This window comes from Delftia sp. HK171 (assembly GCF_001886655.1).
Taxonomy (GTDB): Bacteria; Pseudomonadota; Gammaproteobacteria; order Burkholderiales; family Burkholderiaceae_C; genus Comamonas; species Comamonas acidovorans.
This window is the reverse complement of record NZ_CP018101.1, coordinates 6,116,022-6,137,548: the sequence shown is the minus strand read 5'-3', so window position 1 is coordinate 6,137,548 and position 21,527 is coordinate 6,116,022. Positions and strand designations below refer to the sequence as shown.

22 protein-coding genes and 1 riboswitch are annotated in these 21,527 nt (G+C 67.5%); of the genes, 11 read left to right on the top strand and 11 right to left on the bottom strand.

The genetic code is table 11. The annotated features are described in order from the left end of the window. Positions 1 to 75 precede the first annotated feature (75 nt). Complete coding sequence (locus BO996_RS27415) at positions 76 to 936, bottom strand: transporter substrate-binding domain-containing protein (RefSeq protein ID WP_071956871.1); 861 nt, start codon at positions 934 to 936, stop codon at positions 76 to 78. Between the two features lie 224 nt (positions 937 to 1,160). Here BO996_RS27415 and BO996_RS27410 point away from each other — a divergent pair, with 224 nt between their 5' ends. Continuing rightward, entirely contained in the window at positions 1,161 to 1,574 is a 414-nt protein-coding gene (locus tag BO996_RS27410) for a lysozyme inhibitor LprI family protein (RefSeq protein ID WP_012207561.1), read from the top strand. 162 nt (positions 1,575 to 1,736) lie between these two features. On the opposite strand, the gene BO996_RS27405 is transcribed toward BO996_RS27410, so the two are convergent. Beyond that, entirely contained in the window at positions 1,737 to 2,351 is a 615-nt protein-coding gene (locus BO996_RS27405) for a TonB family protein (RefSeq protein ID WP_083571203.1), read from the bottom strand. A 332-nt stretch (positions 2,352 to 2,683) separates the two neighbouring features. Here BO996_RS27405 and BO996_RS29350 point away from each other — a divergent pair, with 332 nt between their 5' ends. Continuing rightward, positions 2,684 to 3,286 (top strand): energy transducer TonB, encoded by a 603-nt coding sequence (locus BO996_RS29350; protein WP_156898009.1) that lies wholly within the window; start codon positions 2,684 to 2,686, stop codon positions 3,284 to 3,286. 477 nt (positions 3,287 to 3,763) lie between these two features. Here the strand turns inward: BO996_RS29350 and BO996_RS27395 are convergent, their stop codons facing one another. The 7 genes from BO996_RS27395 to BO996_RS27365 all read right to left on the bottom strand — a co-directional run bounded on the left by BO996_RS27395 (position 3,764) and on the right by BO996_RS27365 (position 9,990). Next, positions 3,764 to 4,957, bottom strand: a complete 1,194-nt coding sequence (locus BO996_RS27395) for a fimbrial protein (RefSeq protein ID WP_232240426.1) — start codon at positions 4,955 to 4,957, stop codon at positions 3,764 to 3,766. 235 nt (positions 4,958 to 5,192) lie between these two features. Further along, positions 5,193 to 6,161, bottom strand: coding sequence for an ADP-ribosylglycohydrolase family protein (locus BO996_RS27390; RefSeq protein WP_232240425.1), 969 nt, complete (start codon positions 6,159 to 6,161; stop codon positions 5,193 to 5,195). Then, a complete protein-coding gene (locus tag BO996_RS27385) occupies positions 6,158 to 6,739 on the bottom strand; it encodes an NADAR family protein (protein WP_071956868.1) in 582 nt (193 codons plus the stop codon). The genes BO996_RS27390 and BO996_RS27385 overlap by 4 nt, the downstream gene beginning before the upstream one ends. A 28-nt stretch (positions 6,740 to 6,767) precedes the next feature. Further along, positions 6,768 to 7,379 carry an HAD family hydrolase gene (locus BO996_RS27380; protein ID WP_071956867.1) on the bottom strand — a complete coding sequence of 204 codons (612 nt, stop codon included), beginning with the start codon at positions 7,377 to 7,379 and terminating at the stop codon, positions 6,768 to 6,770. Then, positions 7,357 to 7,941 carry an RNA 2'-phosphotransferase gene (locus BO996_RS27375; RefSeq protein WP_047327826.1) on the bottom strand — a complete coding sequence of 195 codons (585 nt, stop codon included), beginning with the start codon at positions 7,939 to 7,941 and terminating at the stop codon, positions 7,357 to 7,359. The genes BO996_RS27380 and BO996_RS27375 overlap by 23 nt, the downstream gene beginning before the upstream one ends. 56 nt (positions 7,942 to 7,997) lie before the next feature. Next, positions 7,998 to 8,930 (bottom strand): sugar kinase, encoded by a 933-nt coding sequence (locus BO996_RS27370; protein WP_071956866.1) that lies wholly within the window; start codon positions 8,928 to 8,930, stop codon positions 7,998 to 8,000. After that, complete coding sequence (locus tag BO996_RS27365) at positions 8,917 to 9,990, bottom strand: SPFH domain-containing protein (protein ID WP_071956865.1); 1,074 nt, start codon at positions 9,988 to 9,990, stop codon at positions 8,917 to 8,919. The genes BO996_RS27370 and BO996_RS27365 overlap by 14 nt, the downstream gene beginning before the upstream one ends. 87 nt (positions 9,991 to 10,077) lie before the next feature. On the opposite strand from BO996_RS27365, the gene BO996_RS27360 reads away from it, so the two are divergent. After that, positions 10,078 to 10,812 carry an NUDIX hydrolase gene (locus tag BO996_RS27360; protein WP_016448794.1) on the top strand — a complete coding sequence of 245 codons (735 nt, stop codon included), beginning with the start codon at positions 10,078 to 10,080 and terminating at the stop codon, positions 10,810 to 10,812. A gap of 25 nt (positions 10,813 to 10,837) precedes the next feature. On the opposite strand, the gene BO996_RS27355 is transcribed toward BO996_RS27360, so the two are convergent. Continuing rightward, a complete protein-coding gene (locus BO996_RS27355; RefSeq protein ID WP_071956864.1) occupies positions 10,838 to 11,800 on the bottom strand; it encodes a threo-3-hydroxy-L-aspartate ammonia-lyase in 963 nt (320 codons plus the stop codon). Between the two features lie 44 nt (positions 11,801 to 11,844). Beyond that, positions 11,845 to 12,486 (bottom strand): helix-turn-helix transcriptional regulator, encoded by a 642-nt coding sequence (locus BO996_RS27350; RefSeq protein ID WP_013800599.1) that lies wholly within the window; start codon positions 12,484 to 12,486, stop codon positions 11,845 to 11,847. Between the two features lie 66 nt (positions 12,487 to 12,552). On the opposite strand from BO996_RS27350, the gene BO996_RS27345 reads away from it, so the two are divergent. The 8 genes from BO996_RS27345 to cobW all read left to right on the top strand — a co-directional run bounded on the left by BO996_RS27345 (position 12,553) and on the right by cobW (position 21,520). Continuing rightward, positions 12,553 to 13,044, top strand: a complete 492-nt coding sequence (locus BO996_RS27345) for a YbaK/prolyl-tRNA synthetase associated domain-containing protein (RefSeq protein WP_012207551.1) — start codon at positions 12,553 to 12,555, stop codon at positions 13,042 to 13,044. 69 nt (positions 13,045 to 13,113) lie between these two features. Continuing rightward, positions 13,114 to 13,995 carry a CHAD domain-containing protein gene (locus BO996_RS27340; protein ID WP_071956863.1) on the top strand — a complete coding sequence of 294 codons (882 nt, stop codon included), beginning with the start codon at positions 13,114 to 13,116 and terminating at the stop codon, positions 13,993 to 13,995. Positions 13,996 to 14,033: 38 nt separating this feature from the next. Further along, a riboswitch (cobalamin riboswitch) is annotated at positions 14,034 to 14,314 on the top strand. Between the two features lie 129 nt (positions 14,315 to 14,443). Beyond that, a complete protein-coding gene (locus tag BO996_RS27335; protein ID WP_071956862.1) occupies positions 14,444 to 16,684 on the top strand; it encodes a TonB-dependent receptor in 2,241 nt (746 codons plus the stop codon). A gap of 10 nt (positions 16,685 to 16,694) precedes the next feature. Next, positions 16,695 to 17,636 carry an ABC transporter substrate-binding protein gene (locus tag BO996_RS27330; RefSeq protein ID WP_071956861.1) on the top strand — a complete coding sequence of 314 codons (942 nt, stop codon included), beginning with the start codon at positions 16,695 to 16,697 and terminating at the stop codon, positions 17,634 to 17,636. Then, on the top strand, positions 17,633 to 18,655 hold the full coding sequence (locus BO996_RS27325) for a FecCD family ABC transporter permease (RefSeq protein WP_071956860.1): 1,023 nt from the start codon (positions 17,633 to 17,635) through the stop codon (positions 18,653 to 18,655). Before BO996_RS27330 ends, BO996_RS27325 begins: the two co-directional genes overlap by 4 nt. Then, on the top strand, positions 18,652 to 19,416 hold the full coding sequence (locus BO996_RS27320; protein ID WP_071956859.1) for an ABC transporter ATP-binding protein: 765 nt from the start codon (positions 18,652 to 18,654) through the stop codon (positions 19,414 to 19,416). Before BO996_RS27325 ends, BO996_RS27320 begins: the two co-directional genes overlap by 4 nt. Before the next feature lie 4 nt (positions 19,417 to 19,420). Continuing rightward, positions 19,421 to 20,443 carry an LLM class flavin-dependent oxidoreductase gene (locus BO996_RS27315; RefSeq protein ID WP_071956858.1) on the top strand — a complete coding sequence of 341 codons (1,023 nt, stop codon included), beginning with the start codon at positions 19,421 to 19,423 and terminating at the stop codon, positions 20,441 to 20,443. Positions 20,444 to 20,470: 27 nt separating this feature from the next. After that, positions 20,471 to 21,520 (top strand): cobalamin biosynthesis protein CobW, encoded by a 1,050-nt coding sequence (gene cobW, locus BO996_RS27310; protein WP_071956857.1) that lies wholly within the window; start codon positions 20,471 to 20,473, stop codon positions 21,518 to 21,520. Positions 21,521 to 21,527 lie beyond the last annotated feature (7 nt).

Here is a 21,527-nt window from a genome sequence, read left to right as displayed (position 1 = left end):
CCGGCCCCGTCTTGCGGGGCCTGGGCCTGGGTGGTCGGAAAAAAAGAAGGGGTGGACCGCCGTGGCGGCCGGCGGTCAGCTGGCGGACTTGAACTTGGCCTGCAGCTCGGGCAGCAGCGGGTTGGCCGGCTCTATGCCCACGCGCTTTTCGGCGGCGATCAGCCAGCCCGTGCGGTGCCAGTCCTGCACCACCTTGTCCACGGCGGCGATGGTGTCGGCCTCGCCCTTGCGGGTCCAGACCACGGAAGGCGCGGGCAGCACCTCGCTGGCGATGGGGGCCGAGTACTGCGCCCATTCGGGGTTGCTGCGCAGCAGCGGGTAGATCAGCGTGCTGTCATGCACGGCGGCCACGCAGTTGCCGCCCTTGAGCGCCAGCAGCGAGTCCGACGAGCTCTTGTAGCCATGCACCTGGGCGCCGTATTCGCTGGCCAGCGGCTTGGCAAAGCTGCTGCCCTGGGACACGCACACGGGCTTGCCGCGCAGGTCTTCCCACCTGGCGATGCCGCTGCCCTTGCGCACGGCGGCAATGCCGCCCACGCGGTAGAAGGGCGTGGGCGCGTAGCCCAGGGTCTCGGCACGGTCGGGGTTCAGCTCCATGGAGGCGATCAGCAGATCCACCTTGCCGGCCTGCAGGAACTGCACGCGCGTGGCGGTCTGCACCTGGACCAGCTCGGCCTCCACGCCCAGGCCCTTGGCCAGGGCGCGTGCCAGCTCGGGGTTCCAGCCCACCAGCTGCTGGGTGGACGGGTCGATGGAGCCGAAGGGCCCGCCATTGACCAGCACGCCAATGGTGACCTTGCCGCGCTGCTTGATCTTGTCCAGCGTGGCATCGGCCCGGGCCTGGGTGCAGGCCAGGGCCAGCGCGGCGGCGATGAAGGTCAGGGATGCGGGAAGGGTGGCGCGGGGCTGGCGGCGCAGGGTGGGGCTTGTGTGCATGGCGGGAGCGGGGCGGTCGGGACGAACGAAAGATGCGTACGCCCGCATCTTCTGGCCGCCCTTGACCCACGGCAACAAAGCTTTGGGAGCATGTTTATGCGCTTTGCGTCGCTGCATCAGGGTGATCACCAGGGGAATGTGGGCCCGAGGCAGGGCGGGTCGATGGTGTAATCGCGACGGCCGGGGTGCTGCACCCACCGGCACCTCCCAGCGAGCCCTCTTCCATGCACCAAGCCCTAGCGTCCCTACTCGCCCCTCTCGCCTGCGCCGCCCTGCTGTGTGCCAGCCCCGTGGCCTGGGCCGCCAATCCCACCAGCTCGGGCAATTGCGAGGAAAGCTCCACCAACATGTCCGAGGTGCGCGCCTGCCTGCACGAGCAGAACGTGGCCATGGTCAAGGCCGCCTACGTCTCGCTGTCGCTCAAGCTCAAGGCCCGCATGCCCCAGGCGTCGGAAGAGCTGGAAGTGGCGCAGAGAAACTGGGTGCAGTACGCGCGCAGTGCCTGCGAGTTCCTCTCTGAATTCAATTCGGCCAGCTTTGCCAAGGACGATGCGCGCGCCAACTGCTGGAGCGACTTCGCCCGCGCCCGCGCCAAGCAGCTCAAGTCCTGGGAAATGCAGCTGGACAAGAAGCCCTGAGACCTGTCGCAGACGAATGAGGCCCTGGGGTTGACTTCTTGCATGGCGAGCGGCCGACAAGCTGGCGACTGGCGTGGATTGGATCGACCCGAAGCGGCCGCTCAACACGCTCGCGAGCAATGGAATCGATCTTATTGCGGCAAGCTCGTCGAGCCGTGATATTCACGGCATGGGCCTGAAGTTGATGTATATGACGGGTGGGACCCTATTTTCCGCGTCAAGCGGAATGGAGCCAGCCTTGCTTACAGCATTTTGCGCTGCCATATCCCAAACCGGGTTGCCGCTGCTTTTGACTACCTCGATATTTATTATTTTTCCGTCAGGTTGGGTGGTAATCTTGATTTCTACAGATGGATTGCCTTCAATTGGCTCAGTTGGTGCAATGTGTGGTTGAATTGCTTTTCGTATTTTTTGGGAATAGGTTTGAGGCACCTTTCTCTCAAGAGTAAAACGATAAGGGGCCGTTACACAACTATCAATACTCTTTCCAGAGGCTGTTTTGGCCGATTGGAATTTTGATCTCTTTACCGCATCAATGGCAGAAGCATCAAGCTCCGCGCTCCCTGAACTCTTTTCGATAGCGATGTTTTCAACCTTGCCGTCAGCTCGCACGCAATAGCTTACGTGAGCGACGCCTTCGATACCGTGCCGTCTGGCAGACATGGGATAAGCCGGCGCTGCCGAAGTCAAGGCAATTGCTTGTTGCTCGACAACATCGGAAGATGCGGCACACCCGGCCAACATCGTGGTAATCAGAAAAGATAAAATTGGACGCATGTCAGCTGAATATGGTTTGAACAGTAAGTTCGAATGATAAACTGGATGGCAGGTTTATGCCGTATCTGAGTTCATGCATGGGTCATTTCGTACAGGGACGATTGCAAAACTGAAGTCCTCAAGCCTTTACAAGTGATAGATCGTTGAACAATCCGCTCGCGCTGCTTGAGTTGCTAACGCCCGGGTCTGGTGTGTACGCATTTATGGCTGAAAAATTTCTACGGTGGCGTCAGATATATGCTGAATACCTCAGCAGAAGCCGCCACACTTTGAACTGTGTTGGATTCCTGGGTGCCGCAGGTCCGCTTAAGAGTTTTCCTGGTAGATTTGACATGCAATCAGACATTAACTTTCATCGCCGCTTTGCCGTTCTTGCAGCGCTACTTGCCTTGACCTTGACTGAACGCTCGCCTGCTTTGGCACAAGGTCTGTTCCAGCTTTCACCCAAAACGAATGCAGAGACGATGAAGGCTGACGAGAGGGGTAAGCGACAAGCCCTTGTTGTCGCACTTGCAGAGCTGGAAATAAGGACTCATGCGAACGGTAATCTCTATCTTCCTCCCAACGCATTGATGACCCGTGAGATGAATGAGTACTATCGGAAGATGGTGCGAGCAATAGAATTCTGTGGCTTCAGGTTCTTCCCCAAGGAAGGAGGAGTCAGCATCTATGGCAAAGGTGCGATGGCCATCTTCGTGGACAAACTAGGGAACCTGGTTGGGACTGAAGTGGTGGCTTCTTCCGGCAAGCAATCATTAGACAGACATATGGCAGACATCGTGAAACTGGCGGCTCCTTTTGGCCAGCTGCCTGAGCGTGTTCTTGCGGCAGGCGACGATCCATTTCACCTTGTCGTGGCACCAGTGATCTTCAACTTCTCAAGGAGCGAGTCAGATCGGGTGGTAGACGAGAGCGCAAGCTGCAGTGGCGGGTAGTTGCCTGGTCAAAATACCGCAAAGACATTCTCCGGAGCAGTTTTGTGAATAACCTGGATTTGCCGGAAATAATGGTTTCAATCCAGCTTTGTTTATCGCGGAGAAAATGGCGCGGAGGTCACCCGCTTCATCTTCACGCCGAAGCACTGCGAAACGGTCATCAAGAGACCATGGCTTGTCATCCCTTTCTGCCGGAATATGAAGACGTTTGCTCAAGCCACAAGCTGGGCCGCTTTGGGTTTAGTGCTTTGATAACGCAGCCTGGAGGGGGTAAGTTCACGGAAGGAAGCACCAACTTTGTCGCTCTGTCAGAGCAGATGGAGGCGGTCTCAGTGCCGGCGCGCAAGGTACTCCGTCCTGACCGGAGGGATCTTTTGTGCAATCCCGGTACGCACGAAACCAAAGTGACATGGCTCGCGAGAGTGCCTGATGCAAGCGGCCTGAAAGCCCTTGCGGGCTGACCGGCATGCCTCTTTGTCACTGGTAGTTCAGCGTGAAGGTGGCCCTGCCGTTGGCCTGCCCCGTCGTGACTGCCGCAGCGGTCTGCACGTATTTGGCAGTCAGCGGGATCTTGAACTGGGCAACGCCCTGGACGATGGTTCCCGCACTCCATTGGTTGGTGTTGCCAGGCACGTTGGAGTCGGGGCCGTATCCGAGAGCGGTGCCATCCTTCAGTATCTGTATGCCTATTCCCGTGGCAACCGGCTTGCCGTCTGGCGCGGTCTGGCTCAAGGTCAGGACGGTGCTCTGATTGCTGGTGTCATTGGCATCGGTGAGCGTGATGTGGGGACGCAGAACGCTTTCGGGCGCGCCGCCCTTGCATTCCAGCGTGATGTCGAAGTGCTGGGGGATGGAGGTGGATTGGAGCCCCGTGAATCGCAGGATGGGCACAGCGCCCATGGGTACGGAGATGGTCGAGGCGGCCACCGAGCAGGAGGGACCGACCACCACCCTGGTGCGGCCGGACAGGTTGACGTTTCCTGCGGTGCAGCTGGGGCACTGGAATCGCATCTCGACGTTCATCCCGGAGCCCGTTAGCGTGCCAGCGGAAACGTTGCCGGTTTTCACCAGCTCGATCCAGACATCCTGGGGATGTGAACTGACATTCCAGAAATAACCCAGCGCGCCCGAATGATTTTCTGATTCGGTGGTAATGGGCATGGTTCTGCCACTGGGAGCGCTGGGGCCGCGCCATGTTGCCCACCAGCGGATTCCAATGCCGGGAATATTGGTGCTGTAGACATTATTGTATCCGGGCGTCTTGTTTCCGGATTGAACATTGGCGGCTACAACGGCGTTGGAAACATCGTACTCGAATGCCGTGTTCAGCACTGCTCGAAGATTAAATACGGTTGCCGTAGACTTCCATAGCGTAGATCCGTTGGAGTAATTTCCGGGTACTGTTATTTCCTCGGGCAGTGAAATGCTGGAGCTGGTGGGGGAGAATACGCCCCCGGCAAAGGCATTGGTGTTCATCGTTGCCGCTGAAAAGGCGATGAGAAATGGAAGGGCGATCAATGCAAGGCGGCGTACTTGCGAGAAAAATGAGGGAATGAAAGAAAAATGCATGATACTGATTCGCTCCATTGCTGAAGTATGATTCTCGAAAATATCACGCAATAGTTTTATTGAACTTTTGAGTGAATAATGAGGGGCTGGAAATGAAAGCATCGAATCATTCGATGGGTGGCCTCTTTAGTATTTCGCACTCTACGCCGAAGATATGAGGTGATGCAATCAGACTGCTCTGAAAATGGAGCGTGGCTCACCAAAAGCCGACCATGCACGCCATTCGTAAAGAGCAAGGCCTGCGTGTCACGGAGCCCGTGTGCGCGGGAGGTCGCGCAGACAAGCCTGGTTCAGTCCGCTCGCGGCCCCGGCGGCTGTCGTGAGCGCGCCAGGCCGCTCAGGTACTGAGAGGTACGGTCGGAGAAGCGTCCCTGGCACCTCTGGCGGCTTGCCAGAGCGCATCGGCCAGGGCTGTGATCTCAGGGGCCAGGTGCAGGCGTTCCAGCCAGCGGTCCGCAATGCCGCTGGCGCCGTGGAGGGCTCCGGCCAACTGGCCCGTGATGGCTGCCGTGGTGTCGGCGTCATCGCCCAGGTTGGCGGCCTGCAGTACCGCGCCTTCAAAGCTGTCATGCCTCGCAAAGCACCACAGGGCCGCCTCCAGGCTGTCCACCACGTAGCCGCTGCCGCGTATCTGTGCGGCTGGCTTGTCGCGATAGTCGCCACGGGCAATCTCCCGCAGGCGTGGGCTGGCGCAGTCTTGCAGAACGCCGCCCAGGTCCAGAACCTGCGACCGGGGCAGTCCCTGCAGTGCCCGGCACAGCGCCACGGCGAACAGGCGGCAGGCCTGCAGGCATTCAGGTGCCGCGTGGGTGGTGCGTGAGCTGAGTTCAGCCATGCGCTGCACCAGGTCCTCGTCGGGGCCGAAGAACATGGGCACGGGCGCCAGCCGCATCAGGGAGCCGTTGCCGGCCTGGTCCGGGTCGGGCGACCCGGCCAGCGGATCGCCGGTGGCCAGGAAGCGCTGGATGGCCGCCCTGGTGGCCATGCCGATATCGAAGCAGTTGCCGGTGGAACTCCAGTAGCCCCATTCGTACCAGTTGGCATAGCGCGTCATCTGGTCCCGCAGGTCGCAGCCGCCGCGCTGGAGCAGGCTTTCGGCCAGACACAGGGCCATGGAGGTGTCGTCGGTCCACTTGCCTGCGGGCAGCGAGAACGGGCCGCCGCCGACCATGTCGGTCAGCAGCGCAAAGCTGCCGCGCGGCTGGAATTCCAGCGTCGTTCCCACGGCGTCGCCACAGGCCAGGCCCAGCAGGGCGCCACGGTATCGGTCCAGCGTGTCCATGGCCATGCCTGTGCTCCCGCTCATGGTCGGTCAGGAGCGGTGCTGCGCAGCCGCGCGCGCACCTGCATGAGGGCAAAGCCCAGAAGGTTCAGGCCTTGCCAGCGCGCGGGGTCGGTGGCGCGCACATCGTCGGCGGCCAGGCCGATGCCCCAGATGGTGTCCGCGGGGCTGGCCTCCACCAGAACCCGGTCGCCCGTGTTCAGCAGATAGCCGGCCAGGGCCGGGTTCTGGGAGAACTTGGCCTGGTTGGCGCGCACCACGATGCCCATGCGCGCGGCCACCCAGGCCGCTTCATCGAAGCCCTGGATGCCACGCCCCAGCTTCTTGGCCTCGCCCGGCGTGCGGCAGCGCACGATGGCCGCGTGCGCCGCCTCGTCGCCAAACAGCCGTGCCTTGCCCGCCATCATGAAATGCTCGGCCGTGGGGTAGTGCTGGCCATCGACCTCGAAGCCCGCCTCGAACCACTGGCTCATGCAGGTCTTGCCGATGGAGCCATCGGCCGCAGGCTGGTGGCCCCAGAACGGCAGGAAGCGCGGGGTGAGACCCTGGGCCATGGCGTTCTGGAGGTCTTGCAGGGAGGCGATGTGGTCTGTCGTAGTCATGGGCTGTCTCGTTGCCGTGTGTGCCGTTTCAGGAATGCGATGGAGCTTGCTGCAGCCACCACTGGCTGAAGGCCATCAGGTCTGCGTGCTGCGAGTGGGCGTGGACCAGGTCCGGCCCGGTGTTGGGCGTGCCGTTCGGGCCGCGGCACACCAGGGCCGCGTGAATGCCCGGGCCAATGTCCCGGAGGTAGGGCAGATAGTCGTCCACGAAGGCGACCGGGCCGAGCCGCTGCAGGGCGTCTGCCTTGGGGCTGCGCAGGCCGGTGGTCCGGCCCGTGGCGATCACGCGGTCGATGGGAAAGCCGAGGTCGCGCAGGTTGCCCAGGCGTGCCTGCTCGAAGCGCGCCGCCAGGGCCGTCACGCAGACCAGTTCGTAGCCGGCGCCCTGCAGGTCGTGGCAGGCCTGCAAGGCATTGCCCAGCGCGGGAATGCTGCGCCAGAAGTCGTCGTCCATGCAGGCCCTGAACTGTTGCAGGCGCTCGCCGTCCAGCGCCTGCACGGCCCAGCGGTCCATGGCCCAGTAGGCATGGGGGTCGGCCTCGGCGGGGCGCTGGCCGAACGCGCGTTCCCAGGCTCCGGCATAGGCGCTGTTGTAGTCCAGCAGCACGCCATCGGCGTCAAGGGCAATGATGGGTTTCATCGTGTTCCTCTTCGGCCAGCACGCGCAGGTAGTGCGGTGCCACGCTGTCCGTGAGCCAGACGCCGTTGTCCGAGCGGTAGAACAGGCAGGCATCGGCATGCATGCGCGCCGCATCGATCTCCAGCAGCACCACCCGGCCATAGCGCTGGCCCACGGAGCGGGCCGTGGCCAGGTTGTCGGTCAGGTGCACGTGGTGGCGGTTGCGCCGGTCCAGGCCGGTGCGCAGGATGGAGTCCAGAAAGCGCGTGGCCGTGCCATGGTAGAGGCGCTGCGGCGGCACGCTGGCCTGCAGGCCCAGGTCGATCTGCACGGAATGCCCCTGGCTGGCGCGGATGCGCAGGCCGTCGGCGCTGATGGCAAAGCGCTGCTTGGGGCAGCTTTGCACCACCTCCATCAGCAGTGCGGGTGAGATGTTGCGGCCGGCCGCCTGGGCGCCGCGCAGCAATGCGTCTATGGAGACCCAGCCCTGGGCGTCCAGTGCGAGCCCGGCGCGGCCGGGGTTGTGGCGCAGGACCAGGCTCATGAATTTGCTGGTCGATGTCAGTGTGTTCTTGTTGTTCATACGGTCCATTTCCATGGATTTTCTTGTTGTGTTGATGATTGTCCGTGCTGCGGGCTTCACACCACCAGGCAGCCCTGCCGATCCGACAGGCCGATGGTGGCCTGCATGCCCGCCGTGAACTGCAGGTAGTCGGCCTCCATGCCGTCCGAGAAGATGACGCCATGGTCGGGCATGCGCGAGCGCAGGGTCAGCGGCTGGCCGGCCGTGACCTGGCCGTAGACCAGCTCGGCCGTGGAGGAGCGGCTGGGAAAGGGCTCGCGCACGGCGAAGTCCAGGCGTGGCGCATCCCAGGCGAAGGGCTGGTAGTCGAAGTCGGTGGATGCGCCGCGCACGGCGCGGGCAATGCCCATCGATCCCGTGACGATGCTCTTGATCCAGGCGGACGAGCCCAGCCCCGTGGCGACGATGAGGCCGGAGGACGACTGGGATTCGCGCCGCTCGCCCAGCGTGATGTCGTACAGGGCCGAGGTATGGCTGCGCGGGCCGATGAACAGGTCGTTGGCGGCGCGCAGCACCTGGCCGTCGCTCAGGCGCGCTTCGGCCAGGGTGACGGCGCGCGTGGGGCGGCGGTTGGCGGCCACGTCGCCCAGCAGGGCGGCCAGGTCGGCGGGGGCGAAGGGCAGCAGCAGGCCGTCCCAGCGCGCGGGCTCGGGGTTGACGCCGATGAGCGGCTGGCCGTCCAGGTATTTCATGGTGTTGGCCACCATGCCGTCCTGGCCCAGTGCCACCACGATGTCGTCGGCGCCGAAGACGAAGTTGGGCACCAGGGCGCGGTCCACGATCTGGTAGCGGCCGCGTGCCTCCAGCGCCTGCACCACGGCCTGCAGGGCGGCGGCGTAGGCGGCGCTTTCGCGCAGGTAGTCGCCGAAGTCGGCACCCAGGTGCTCGATGTAGAAGCGCGCCTGGGACAGCGTGTGGTACCTGGCCACCAGCTCATCGAGCCGCGTGCGCCGCACCACCAGCACGGTCTTGCGTTCATTGGCGTTCACGGCGGCTCCTTGCGGGTTCGGGATCGGCCACGGCGGCTGCAGGGCCTGCACCGGCGCCCATGAGCGACTGCAGCAGCTCGGGCGAGACGTTGAGCTGGCCGATGCGCTCGGCCTTCTCGGCAATGCCGCCAAAGGCCTGGGCGATGAGCTGGCCCGGCTGCATGCCCACGGCGGCCAGCGATTGCACGATGCGCGGGTCGGCCTTTTCCAGGGCCTGCATGACGGCGCCCACGCGGTAGGCCTCGGCCTCGGCCAGGGTGCGGCTGTTGGCGGCCTGGCCTTCGACGAAGTCGCGGCGGCTGGTCTCCAGCGCCACGTCGGCGGACATCTGTTCGGCGCGCAGCTCGTTTTCCTTGCGCATCTGGGCAGCCTTGGCTTCCAGCTGGGCCTCGCGGATCTGGCGCTTTTTCTTTTCCACGGCCACGTCGGTATCGAGCTCGTTCTGGCGGATGGCGCGCTCGTTTTCCACGGCAGCCATGCGGCGGGCATAAACGGCGTCGTCCGCGGCCTTGAGGTTGGATTCGCGCGCCTCCGCCTCCAGGGCGCGGGCGATGTCGGGCGTGGGTTTGACGGCCATGACCGAGACGCCCAGGATTTCCAGCCCCAGCGCCTCGATCTCGGGCTGGGCGGCCAGCTCCTGCTGGGCCGTGCGCGCAATGAGCGCCGAGGAGCGCAGCGCCTGCTTGAGCTCCAGCGCCTGCACGGCCTGCTGGATGATGACCTCGGCCTGCATGGTCACGCGGTCGCCCAGGCGCTGCGGGTCTTCGGACAGGTATTTCTGGCCATCGCGCGCCAGGGAGAAGTCCATCAGCGTGGCGGTCTGGCGCGGTGTGCTGATGCGGTAGGTGACCTGGCCCTGCACGGTGACGCTCTGGAAGTCGGCCGTCACCAGCTCCAGCATGAAGTGGCAGTCCTGGCTGCCCACGGGCACCGCGACCAGGGTGGTGGTGGGCGCGTAGTAGAAGAAGGACTGGCCCGCGCCCTCGCGCACCACCTTGCCGGCGCGGAACTGCATGAGGTGGACCGTGGGTTGGGACTTGATGAAACGGATGCCGAACATGGTGCTTCTCCTTTAAGTTGCTCTGTGCAACTTATATGGGTTGCATAGTGCAACTTAAAATCCGGCACGTCAAGCACAATCCATCCCATGGCTGAAAAAAATTCCCCATCCCCGCAGGGCGCGCTGGACTTCCCGCGCCCGTTCACCACGGTGGACGTGGTCATCTTCACGGTGGCAGACGATGCCCTGCAGGTGCTGCTGGTGCAGCGCCCCACGGCGGGCAGCGAGCCCTTCCCGGGGCTGTGGGCGCTGCCCGGCGGCTTTGTGGATGTGCGCCAGGACGCGGACCTGCTGGCCTGCGCGCGGCGCAAGCTGCTGGACAAGACGGGTGTGGACAGCCCCTACCTGGAGCAGCTGGGAAGCTGGGGCGGCGCGGCGCGCGACCCGCGTGGCTGGTCGGCCACGCATGTGTATTTCGCGCTGATCCCGGGACACGACCTGATCCTGGCCAAGGGCGCGAATGCGGCCGATGTGTCGTGGTTTGCCGTCGATGAACTGCTGCGCGCGCCTGCGCTGGCCTTCGACCACGGCGAGATCCTGCGCGCAGCGGTGGAGCGGCTGCGGGGCAAGGTGGAATACACCTCGCTGCCGGCCTTTCTGCTGCCCGAGCCCTTTACGCTGCCGCAGCTGCAGCAGGCCTACGAAGTGGTGCTGGGCCGCCCCGTGGACAAGAGCGGTTTTCGCACGCGCATGATGGCGGCCGGCTTTCTGGTGGAGGCTGGCCAGGTGGAAGGCACGTCACGCCGCCCCGCCATGGGCTACCGCCTGGCCGACCGCAGCGCGCCCGTGGTGTTTCCGCGCACCTTCAGCCCGCGCGGGTGAGGGCGGCCTTCGATCAGGACCAGGATCAGGCGCCAAGCAGGCTGCAAAAGCGCTGCATGTCCACATTGCCGCCGCTGAGGATGATGCCCACGCGCCGTCCGTGCAGCTCTTCGCCTTTCTGGCGCGCGGCGGCCAGGCCCAGGCAGCCGGTGGGCTCGACCACGAGCTTCATGCGCGTGGCCAGGAAGCCCATGGCGTCGACCAGCTCGGCATCGCTGGCGGTGAGGATGTCGGTCACGTCGCGCTGGATGATGGGGAAGGTGATGCCGCCCAGGTGCTGGGTCTGGGCGCCGTCGGCAATGGTCTTGGGCGTTTCGATGTGGACGATGCGGCCCGCGCGCAGCGACTGCTGGCCGTCGTTGCCGGCCTCTGGTTCCACGCCGTAGAGCGCGCACTCGGGGCTGAGCGCGCGCGTTGACAGCGCGGTGCCTGACAGCAGGCCGCCGCCGCCCAGCGGCACGAAGAGGGCGTCCAGCGGGCCGGTTTCCTCGAACAGTTCCTTGGCGGCCGTGCCCTGGCCGGCCAGCACGTCGGCGTGGTCGTAGGGCGGGATCAGGGTCAGGCCGTGGCGCTCGGCCAGGTCGCGGCCGATCTGCTCGCGGTCTTCGGTATAGCGGTCGTAGACCACCACCTGGCCGCCATAGGCCTTGGTGGCCGCCACCTTGGCGGCGGGCGCGTCATGCGGCATGACGATGGTGGCGGGAATCTCCAGCAGCCGCGCTGCCAGGGCGATGGCCTGGGCGTGGTTGCCCGAGGAAAAGGCCACTACGCCGGCCTTGCGCTGCGCGGCGCTGAAGCGAGACAGGGCGTTGAAAGCACCGCGGAACTTGAAGGCGCCCATGCGCTGCAGGTTCTCGCACTTCAGGAAGACACGGGCGCCCAGCGCATCGTCCAGCGTGCGCGAGGTGAGCACGGGCGTGCGGTGGGCATGGCCCTGGATGCGTTGGGCCGCTGCGGCCACGTCGTCATAGGTGGGAAGGCTTGTCATCGGTACGGGAGAGAAGGGGTTGCAGACCGGCGGGGTGCCGGGAGCTATTTGGCGTAGCTGTAGACCGTGGCGCGCGACACGCCCAGGTGGGCGGCAATGGTCTCCATGGAGCGGCGCACATCGAGCAGGCCGGCGCCCTTGAGTTCGCGGACCAGGGCACGGCGCTCCTCGGGCTTGAGGGCGCGCGGCGTGGTCGCCAGGCGGGCCGCGAACTGGTCGATGCGGGCACGCACCGTGTCGGCGCCTGCGCCGGCGCCCGTGGGGTCCAGCATTTCGCGCGCGGGGGTGTCGCCGCTGACGGCAGCAAAGCGGTTGAGCATGCCCTGGAAGCCCTGGAACATCGTCAGGTCCACATTCATGCACAGGGCGGCGATGTAGCGGCCCTCGGAGTCGCGGATGCCGATGGACGTGCTCTTGGCCTGGCGGCCATCGGCGAACTGGTTGGGGTAGTTGGCGATGACCTGCTCGTAGCCGGGGTCCAGGATGCGGGCCAGGCCCAGCTCCGTCGCGCCCTGGCCCACCTCGCGGCCCGACAGGTTGTTGTGGATGGCCAGCACCGCATGGGACGGGTCGAGCAGGTCATGCACCACCACCTCGCAGAACGGGGCAAAGGTCTGGCCCAGGCCTTCGGCGATCTGGGCCAACTGGTCCAGAAGCTGGCGCTGTTCAGGGGTTCGTTGGGTCATATTGGACATTTTGTTTTGAATTGGACAAAATGTCAAAATCCAGACGACTTCTCTGCGCTTTCCACCATGTTCGACACCCTCGTAGACCTGCTGCAATCCCAGGGCGCGCGTTTTCGCGTGCTGGAACATCCGGCCGAAGGCCGCTCTGACCTCGTCGCCGAAATCCGGGGCACCGCCCCCGGCCAGGGCGCCAAGGCCATGCTCTGCAAGAGCCGCGATGCGGCCGGTGCGGGCGATCCCCAGCTGTTCCTGGCCGTGCTGCCCGGCGACCGCAAGCTGGACTTCAAGCGCCTGGCCCAGGCCGTGGGCGTGCGCAAGGCCACGCTGGCCTCGCCCGAGGAGGCCCAGGCCGCCACGGGCTGCGTGATGGGATCGGTGCCGCCGTTCTCCTTCAACCCGCAGGTGCGCCTGGTGGTGGACCCGGCCCTGGTCGAGCGCTTTGGCGAGATCGCCTTCAACGCGGGCCGGCTGGACCGCTCCATCGTGCTGGACTCGGCCGACTATGTGCGCATTGCCCGGCCCGCGCTGCACAGCCTGAGCGGGGAGGGCGCCGATTGACCATGGATTGACCCTGGCGCGGGGCTGCACCCACAATCGTCGGCAACGTCCACATCTCCTTGCCTGACCATGTCCACCCCTGCGAAGCAGCACCCTGACCGGCCCGATGCGGCCGGCTTTGTGCGTGCGGCGCTGGCTGCTGCCCTGGCCCAGGTGCAGTCGCATCTGGCGGTCTTGGAGGGCGGTGGCAGCGATGCCGAGACCATCCACCAGCTGCGCGTGGCCCTGCGGCGCCTGCGCACCGTGCTGCGTGAGTGCGCAGGGCTGGCGCCCGGCATGCGCGCCGAATGGGATGAACCCCTGGCCCAGGCCTTTGCGCAGCTGGGCACGCTGCGCGATGCCGATACGCTGGCCGATGTGGTGCGCCCGCTGCTGCAGGCCGCCCATGCGCCCCTGTGCGACTGGCAGGCGCCGGCGGCCGTGCAGGCGGATGCAGCCGCTGCCGTGCGCGAGCCGCCATTCCTGCACGCGCTGGCCGAGATCCAGGCGCTGGCGCAGGCACCGCAGGGAGAGCCATCGGCCCGTTTTGCCGATTTGTCCGCCGCAGGCACGCGCAAGTACCTGGCACGGCGGCTGGCGCGCCTGCACCGCCAGGTGCTGCGCGATGGCCTGCACTTCGACCGCCTGCCGCTGGCGCAGCAGCACCGCGTGCGCAAGCGGCTCAAGCGCCTGCGCTACCTGGCGGACTTTGCCCGGGAATTCGCGCCCGGAATGTGGCCCGGCAAAAAGGGCCGGCGCTTTGCCGAGGCGCTGGTGCCCGCCCAGGACGCGCTGGGCCTGCACAACGACATGGCCGTGGCGGCCGCGCATTTTCGTGACGAGGCCGGCACGGATCCGCGCGCCTGGTTTGCCGCCGGCTACCTGCAGGCCCGCCTGGCCACCAGCGCGCGCAGCAGCCGCCGCGCGCTGCGGGCGCTGGCCCGGGTGCCGGGCTTCTGGGCTGGGCGATAATCCGCCGCTGGCGCACCGCCGCAGCCCCTGGGCCGTGGCGGTGCGCTGTTGCTGAAGGTGCCCCATGCCGTTCACCGGCCAGGGGTTCAACGGGAAGCAGGTGCGCGATGCCATCGAGGTGGCCGCTCGCAATGCCTGCGCTGCCCCCGCAACGGTCAGCGGAATACAACTCCCCACGCGGACGCGCCCCAAACCACGCGCCGCAAGCCACTGTGTCCTTCTCGGGCATGGGAAGGCGGGGATGCCTGCCGCAGCGCGCCCACCCTGCGCGCCGCAGCGTTCCGCAAGCCCGGATACCGGCCTTCTGCATTGCTTTCGGACGCCGCGGGAGTGCGCCTGTCCGGTCCGGCCCCAGCCTGCGCTGCCGTGGCCGGCTCCGGCGTGCGCGCTGTGCGGCGTGGTTCAGACGATAGGCCCCACGGGTGAGTGGGGCAGTTGGGTTCAACGCATGCGCTTCGCTTCTTCGGCCGCCGATTCCTCCGGCCTTCTCTCTGTTCTCCCTCTTGTCTCCAGCCTGCGGCCCGTAGCAGCCGCCGTCCTGCTGGCCAGCTGCGCTGCAGCGGCCGGCGCCGCGCAGGAGCCGGCTTCGGGCCGCTCCACGGACTCCGCCGACGATGCGCTGGACGCCGTCTTCGTGACCGCCACGGCGCGGCCCGAGGCGCGCAGCCGCATCGCGGGCACCACGCAGACCATCGACCGCGAGGCCATAGAGCGCTCCAGCGCGCGCTCGGTCACCGACCTGCTGGCCGAGAACGCCGTGGGCTTTCTCAGCGAATGGACGGCGGCCCAGACCTCGATGAACCTGCGCGGTGCCTCCACCGACGGCCAGGGGCGCGACTTCCGCAGCCAGGTGCTGGTGCTGGTCAACGGCCGGCGCGCGGGCACGGCCAACCTGTCCAAGCTCAGCCCCTCGGATGTGGAGCGCATCGAGATCGTGCGCGGCCCGTCCTCGGTGATCTACGGCAGCCAGGCCATGGGCGGGGTGGTCAACATCATCATGAAAACCGGGGCTACCGCGCCCGGCACGCGCGCCCAGGTCCAGGCCGGTTCATGGGACCTGTGGCGCACCGATGCGCAGACGGCCGGCGCCAATGACCGCTTCGACTGGTACTTCGGCGTGAGCGCAGGCGGGCGCGGCGACTACGAGTCGGGCGACGGCGGCACGCGCATGGAGAACACGGGCTGGAAGCGGCGCGGCGCCAGCGGCGCCCTGGGCTGGCAGCTGCACGAACTGCACCGCGTGGAGCTGCAGCTGCGCACGGACGGCATCTACAACGCGGGCTTTCGCGGATCTGGCGCCAACATCTACAGCCGCGACAACCGCAGCAACCGCTCGCTGGACCTGACCTACGAGGGCGCACTGCCCGGCCAGCGCCTGAGCTGGACGACCCACCTCTACAGCCTGGTCGATACCGATGAGTTCAACTGGGCCTCTCCCGTGATCCGCTCGGGCAACAGCGCCGTGCCCGGCACGGCGCGCGACTACAACCACCGCCAGCTGGACGCCACGGGCCTGCGCTTTCAGCCGCGCCTGCGTGTCAGCCAGACCAATGACCTGCTGATGGGCTTTGACTGGGAGCGCAGCAAGCTGCGCTCCGACCGCCTGCGCGTCGCCATGCCCGGCGGCCCGGCGGGCCAAGTTGCGCCCTACGACAACAACCAGACCGAGCAGGTGCACGCGCTGTACTTCGAGGACGCGCAGACCCTGTTCGACGACCGCCTGACCCTGCGCGCCGGCCTGCGCAAGACCTGGGGCACGACGCGTTTCGACGAGACGCCCAACCTCGCCCTGGCCCAGGCCAGCACGCGCGACTACGACAACCACACCTGGTCGGCCGGCGCCACCTGGAAGGCCACGGACCGGCTCACGCTGCGCGCTGCGGCCTCCACGGGGTTCCGCGCGCCCACGGCCACGGAGCTGGCCTCGGACTTCACGGCCGTCGGCGGTGGCCGCACCTTCGGCAACCCCAACCTCAAGCCCGAGACCAGCCGCCAGATCGAGGTCGGCGCCGCGCTGCAGCAGCCCGGCTGGCGCGTGGATGCGGCCCTGTTCCAGAACACCATCAGCGACCGCATCATCACCGTCTCGCGCGGGGCCACGACCAACACCTCGGACTACGCCAACAACGCGGCCGACATCGTGGCGCGCGGCCTGGAAATGCAGGCCGACATGGACCTGGCGCGGGCGCTGAACCTGACGGGCCACCAGCTCAAGGCCTGGGCTGGCGGCTACTACCACTTCAGCATGCGCGACAAGGGATCGCCAGCCTCGGCCAATACCGACAAGGTGCAGCGCATGTACCGCTACGAGGCCTCGGCCGGCGTGCGCTACGGCCAGGGCAGCGGGCGGCTGCAGGGCGACTGGAGCCTGCAGCTGTCCACGCTGCTGCGCGGTCCCATGTGGTACGACACGGAAGAGGCGCTGCTCATCCCGCAGGGCGAGCCCAGCAGCACCTTCATCCACCGCAAGGGCGCCTTCACCATCTGGAACCTGCGTGCCGACTACCGCGTGTCGCCGGGCGTCAAGCTGTTCGCGGCCGTCAACAACCTGTTCGACCTGAACCGCCATCCCATCTTCATCGCGCTGGACCGTGCGCCCTGCATCGCCAACCCGGCGTACCAGAACGGCGGCTGCGGAACGTCGATGGCCGGGCGCGAACTCATGGTCGGCCTGCAAGCAGAGTTTTGAGGACCATGGCATGAGGCAATCCAGCACCACGCGCCGCCAGTTGTTGCGCCAGGGCGCGGCGGCGGCCCTGGCCTGCGGCCTGCCCGCGGCCTGGGCCGACACCGTCGCTGCAGGCGGTCCGGTGGTGCTGCAGGATGCGCTGGGCCGGCGCGTGGAGATTGCCGCGCCGCCGCAGCGCATCGTCTCCATCTTTGCCTCCAACACCGAGCTGGTGGCCGCGCTGGGCCTGCTGGACCGCGTGGTGGGCGTGGAGGATTTCACGCGCTTTCCACCGGGCGTGGAGCGCATTCCCAAGGTGGGCGGGCGGCTGGGGTTCTCGGTGGACGCCGTGGTGGCGCGCCAGCCGGACCTGGTCATCGTCACGCCCGCGCGCCAGGCGGCGCACCAGCTGGTCGATCCCATGGAGCGCATCGGCGTGCCAGTGATGGTGCTGCTCAGCCGCTCGCTGGCCGAGGTGATGGACAACCTGCGCCTGGTGGCCCGCGCCACGGGCGTGCAGGCGCGCGGCCAGGCGCTGGCCCTGGCGCAGGAGGCGCGGCTGCTGCGCGTGGACCGGCTGGTGGCCGGCCAGCCCCGGCCGCGCGCGCTCATGGTCACGGGCCGGCTGGGCAACGGCATGCTGCTGGCGGCACGCCCTGGCACCTATACCGGCGAGGCCATGGTGCGCGCGGGCGCCGCGTTCGCGCTGGACGGCCTGGGCACCGTGCCCCAGGTCTCGCCCGAAGCCGTGCTGGCCGCCGACCCCGACGTGCTGCTGTTCGCAGGCACGCAGGAGGCCATGCAGGACCTGATCGGCCAGCGCGGCTGGCGCGACCTGCGTGCCGTGCGCGGCGGCCGGGCCACCACGGTGGCGCGTGCCGAGTTCCTGATTCCCGGGCCGCGCACCTTCGGCGGCGTGGAAAAGCTCTCGCGCTGGCTGCACCCTGCGGCCTGGGCCGGGGAGGCCGCATGAATTCCCTTTCACGGACACCCGCGTGGCGCCCCTGGGCCGGTGCGGTCCTGCTGCTGCTGGCCAGCCTGCTGATCGCCGCCTGCGCGGGCCACCAGTGGGCCAGCCCGGCCGACCTGCTGGCCGCGCTGGGCGGCGAGGACAGCCTGCGCAGCCGGCTGCTGCTGCAGTGGCGCGTGCCGCGCGTGCTGGCAGCCGCCCTGGTGGGCGCGCTGCTGGGCCTGTCGGGCGCCATCTTCCAGGGCGTGTTCCGCAATCCGCTGGCCGAGCCCTATCTGCTGGGCGCCTCGGGCGGCGCGGCGCTGGGGGCGACTGTCGCCCTGCTGGTTCCCATGCATCTATTGTTCGGCCTGCCCCAGGCCTGGACGCTGCCCGTGCTGGCCTTTGCGGGCGCCTGGGGCTCGACCATGCTGGTGCTGGCCGTCTCGCGCGTGGCCGGTGCCACCGATGCGGCCGGCATGCTGCTGGCCGGCGTGGCGCTGGCGGCCGTGCTGGGCGCGCTGCGCTCGTTCCTGATGCTGGCGCTGTCCGATGAAACCGTGAGCCTGCAGGTGGTGCTCAGCTGGGTGCTGGGCGGCATACAGACGCCGTCCTGGAGCGGGCTGGGCCTGCTGGCGGGCGCCTCCCTGGCTTGCCTGGCCGGGGCCATGGCGCTGGCGCGCGGGCTGGACCTGCTGGGCCTGGGTGCCGATGCGGCCCAGGGCTTCGGCCTGGACGTGGCGCGCTTCACGCCGCTGGCCGTGCTGGCCGGCTCGCTGGTGGTGGCCGTGGCCGTGGCCTATGGCGGGCTGGTGGCCTTCGTGGGCCTGGCTGCGCCGCACATCGCGCGCTGGATGGCGGGACCGCTGCACCGCGCGGCCCTGCCGGCGTCGGCGCTCACGGGCGCCATCATCGTCACGCTGGCCGATGCGATTGCGCGCAGCGTGCTGCCGCCGGCCGAGATCCCGCTGGGCCTGGTCACGGCCGTGGCGGGCGGGCCCTTCTTCATCGTGCTGCTGGCGCGCAGGCTGAGGTCCGCATGAACGGTGCCATCCCTTGCGCCACACCGCGCCTGCAGGCCCGGTCCCTCACGCTGCGCCACCGTGGCCGCAGCGTGCTGGACGCCGTCTCGCTGCAGCTGCCCGCCTGCGGCGCCGTGGCCCTGGTGGGGCCCAATGGCGCGGGCAAGTCCAGCCTGCTGTCCCTGCTGGCGGGGCTGCAGGCGCCCGCATCCGGCAGCGTGCTGCTGGACGGGCAAGACATTGCAACCCTGCCCGTGGCCGAGCGCGCGCGCCGCGTGGGCTACATGCCCCAGCGCTTTGCGCCGCACTGGGACCTGACGCTGGCCGAGCTCATGCACATGCGGCTGGCGGGCCGGGGTGATGTCGAGGCGGCCATTGCAGGCGCCGGGCTGCAGGATTTCGCGCGCAGGCGCTGGTCCACGCTGTCGGGCGGCGAGCAGGCGCGTGCCCTGCTGGCCACCGTGCTGGCCACCGACCCGCCCGTGCTGCTGGCCGACGAGCCCGGCGCCGCGCTGGACGTGCGCCACCGCCTGGCCCTGGTGCAGGCGCTGGCGCAGCGCGGGCGAGAGCGGCTGGTGCTGGTGGTCATGCATGACCTGGACCTGGCGCTGGCGCACTTCGGGCGCGTCATCGTGCTGGACCAGGGGCGCATTGCGCTCGATGGGGCCCCTGCCGAGCTGCTGCATGCGCCGGGGCTGGATGCCGTCTTCGGCGTGGATTTCGAGCGCATCGACGCACCTCCGCAAACCTTGCTGCGCGCGCGGCTGAAACAGGAGAACTGAACCCATGCGCATCGATCTGGCCGGCTGGACGCGCGACGCCACGCGCGGCGGGCACCGTGAATTCCTGGCGCTGTTCGAGCGCGCCGAGCGCCTGGGTTTCCAGGGCGTGTGGTTCAACGAATTCCGCGTGCCCGATACCGCCTGGCCCTATCCCTCGCCCCTGCTGCTGGCCGCCGCCGTGCTGGCGCGCACCGAGCGGCTGCGCGTGGGCACCTCGGTGCTGGTGCTGCCGCTGCACCATCCGCTGATGCTGGCCGAGGAGATTGCCCAGCTGGACCTGCAAAGCGCCGGCCGCATCGACGTGGGCGTGGGCCGGGGCACGGAGCCGGCCGCGCTGCGCGCCCTGCAGATCGATGCGGACAGCACGCGCGAGCGCTTCGAGCAGTCCTGCCGCATCCTGGTGGAGGCGCTGTCGGGCAGGCCCATCGCAGCGGGGCAGGGGCCGTGGCGCTTCGAGGACCGGCCCGCCCTGCCTTCGACCGTGCAGCGTCCGAATCCTCCCTTGTATGTGGCCGGCTCCACGGCAGAGACCCTGGGCTTTGCCGTCGATCAGAATCTGCCCCTGCTGCTGAGCCTGGAGCCGCCCGAAGGCATGCAGCTGGAGCGCCTGGAGGCCGCTGCCCTAGAGCGCGGGCGCGATGCCGCCGCGCTGCGTGCGCGTTCATCGCTGGCGCGCTATGTCTGCATCGGTGCCGATGAGGCCGCCGTGCAGGCCCAGCTGGCCACGCTGTGGCCGCAGCTGTACCAGCGCCGCGTGTACTTTGCGGGCAAGCGCGGCGTGCCGGCCGACCAGGTGCTGCCCATCGATGTGCCGCGCGTGCTGGCCGAGCAATTCATCCATGGCACGCCCGAGCAGTGCCATGCGCAGATCACCGCCTTGCGCGAGCGCACGGGCATTGGCCAGCTGCGCTGCGTCTTCAACGCCAACGGCCTGTGGAGCGATGCCCAGGCCCTCGCCGGCATGGAACTGTTTGCGCAGGAGGTTCTCCCTTCATTGCGCAGCGCCGTGCCTTTCGCCACCGTCTGACTTCCTCTTTTTTCTGGAGAACCTTCCATGCAAACCGCCAAGATTCCCGCCACCATCGTCACCGGCTTCCTGGGCAGCGGCAAGACCACGCTGCTGCGCCACATCCTGGACAACGCCGATGGCCGGCGAATCGCTGTGATCGTCAACGAGTTCGGCGAGCTGGGCATCGATGGCGAGATCCTCAAGGGCTGCGGCATCGGCTGCGACGACGAGGGCAACGAGCGCGAAGGCGCGCTGTACGAGCTGGCCAACGGCTGCATGTGCTGCACGGTGCAGGAAGAGTTCTTCCCCGTGATGCGCGCGCTGGCCGAGCGCCGCGACCAGATCGACGCCGTGATCATCGAGACCTCGGGCCTGGCCCTGCCCAAGCCCCTGGTCCAGGCCTTCCAGTGGCCCGAGATCGCCAACGTGTTCACCGTGGACGCGGTGGTCACCGTGGTGGACACGCCAGCGGCCGCCAGCGGCCAGTTCGCCGCCAATCCCCAGGCCGTGGACGAGCTGCGCCGCGCCGACCCCAACCTGGACCATGAATCGCCGCTGCACGAACTGTTCGAGGACCAGCTGGGCGCGGCCGACCTGGTGGTGCTCAACAAGACCGACCTGGCCGATGCCGATGCCCTGGCGCGCGTGACCGCCCTGGTGCGCGAGGAGCTGCCGCCCGAGGTCAAGATCGTGCAATCGTCCCAGGGCCGCCTGCCGCTGGACGTGGTGCTGGGCCTGGCCAAGGCGGCCGAGACCACCATCGACCAGCGCGTGAGCCACCACGACCACGACGAGGACCATGACCACGACGACTTCGACTCCTACGTGATCGACCTGCCCGCCGTGGACCGCGACCGCCTGCTGGCCGCACTGGAGACGCTGGTGGAGCAGCACAGCATCCTGCGCGTCAAGGGCTTTGCCGACATCCCGGGCAAGCCCATGCGCTGGCTGCTGCAGGGCGTGGGCCGCCGCTTCGACCACCATTTCGACCGCGCCTGGCGCGAGGGCGAGCAGCGCGGCACGCGCCTGGTGTTCATCGGGCAAGACCTTGACGAAGCAGCGCTGCGCAAGGGCCTGGAGAATGTGGCCGCCTGACCTTCCG

Coding starts and splice junctions, on each gene's coding strand:
- BO996_RS27415 (WP_071956871.1), bottom strand. CDS start 936: ATGCACACAAGCCCCACCCTGCGCCGCCAGCCCCGCGCCACCCTTCCC.
- BO996_RS27410 (WP_012207561.1), top strand. CDS start 1,161: ATGCACCAAGCCCTAGCGTCCCTACTCGCCCCTCTCGCCTGCGCCGCC.
- BO996_RS27405 (WP_083571203.1), bottom strand. CDS start 2,351: ATGCGTCCAATTTTATCTTTTCTGATTACCACGATGTTGGCCGGGTGT.
- BO996_RS29350 (WP_156898009.1), top strand. CDS start 2,684: ATGCAATCAGACATTAACTTTCATCGCCGCTTTGCCGTTCTTGCAGCG.
- BO996_RS27395 (WP_232240426.1), bottom strand. CDS start 4,957: ATGCTTTCATTTCCAGCCCCTCATTATTCACTCAAAAGTTCAATAAAA.
- BO996_RS27390 (WP_232240425.1), bottom strand. CDS start 6,161: ATGAGCGGGAGCACAGGCATGGCCATGGACACGCTGGACCGATACCGT.
- BO996_RS27385 (WP_071956868.1), bottom strand. CDS start 6,739: ATGACTACGACAGACCACATCGCCTCCCTGCAAGACCTCCAGAACGCC.
- BO996_RS27380 (WP_071956867.1), bottom strand. CDS start 7,379: ATGAAACCCATCATTGCCCTTGACGCCGATGGCGTGCTGCTGGACTAC.
- BO996_RS27375 (WP_047327826.1), bottom strand. CDS start 7,941: ATGAACAACAAGAACACACTGACATCGACCAGCAAATTCATGAGCCTG.
- BO996_RS27365 (WP_071956865.1), bottom strand. CDS start 9,990: ATGTTCGGCATCCGTTTCATCAAGTCCCAACCCACGGTCCACCTCATG.
- BO996_RS27360 (WP_016448794.1), top strand. CDS start 10,078: ATGGCTGAAAAAAATTCCCCATCCCCGCAGGGCGCGCTGGACTTCCCG.
- BO996_RS27355 (WP_071956864.1), bottom strand. CDS start 11,800: ATGACAAGCCTTCCCACCTATGACGACGTGGCCGCAGCGGCCCAACGC.
- BO996_RS27350 (WP_013800599.1), bottom strand. CDS start 12,486: ATGACCCAACGAACCCCTGAACAGCGCCAGCTTCTGGACCAGTTGGCC.
- BO996_RS27345 (WP_012207551.1), top strand. CDS start 12,553: ATGTTCGACACCCTCGTAGACCTGCTGCAATCCCAGGGCGCGCGTTTT.
- BO996_RS27340 (WP_071956863.1), top strand. CDS start 13,114: ATGTCCACCCCTGCGAAGCAGCACCCTGACCGGCCCGATGCGGCCGGC.
- BO996_RS27335 (WP_071956862.1), top strand. CDS start 14,444: ATGCGCTTCGCTTCTTCGGCCGCCGATTCCTCCGGCCTTCTCTCTGTT.
- BO996_RS27330 (WP_071956861.1), top strand. CDS start 16,695: ATGAGGCAATCCAGCACCACGCGCCGCCAGTTGTTGCGCCAGGGCGCG.
- BO996_RS27325 (WP_071956860.1), top strand. CDS start 17,633: ATGAATTCCCTTTCACGGACACCCGCGTGGCGCCCCTGGGCCGGTGCG.
- BO996_RS27320 (WP_071956859.1), top strand. CDS start 18,652: ATGAACGGTGCCATCCCTTGCGCCACACCGCGCCTGCAGGCCCGGTCC.
- BO996_RS27315 (WP_071956858.1), top strand. CDS start 19,421: ATGCGCATCGATCTGGCCGGCTGGACGCGCGACGCCACGCGCGGCGGG.
- cobW (WP_071956857.1), top strand. CDS start 20,471: ATGCAAACCGCCAAGATTCCCGCCACCATCGTCACCGGCTTCCTGGGC.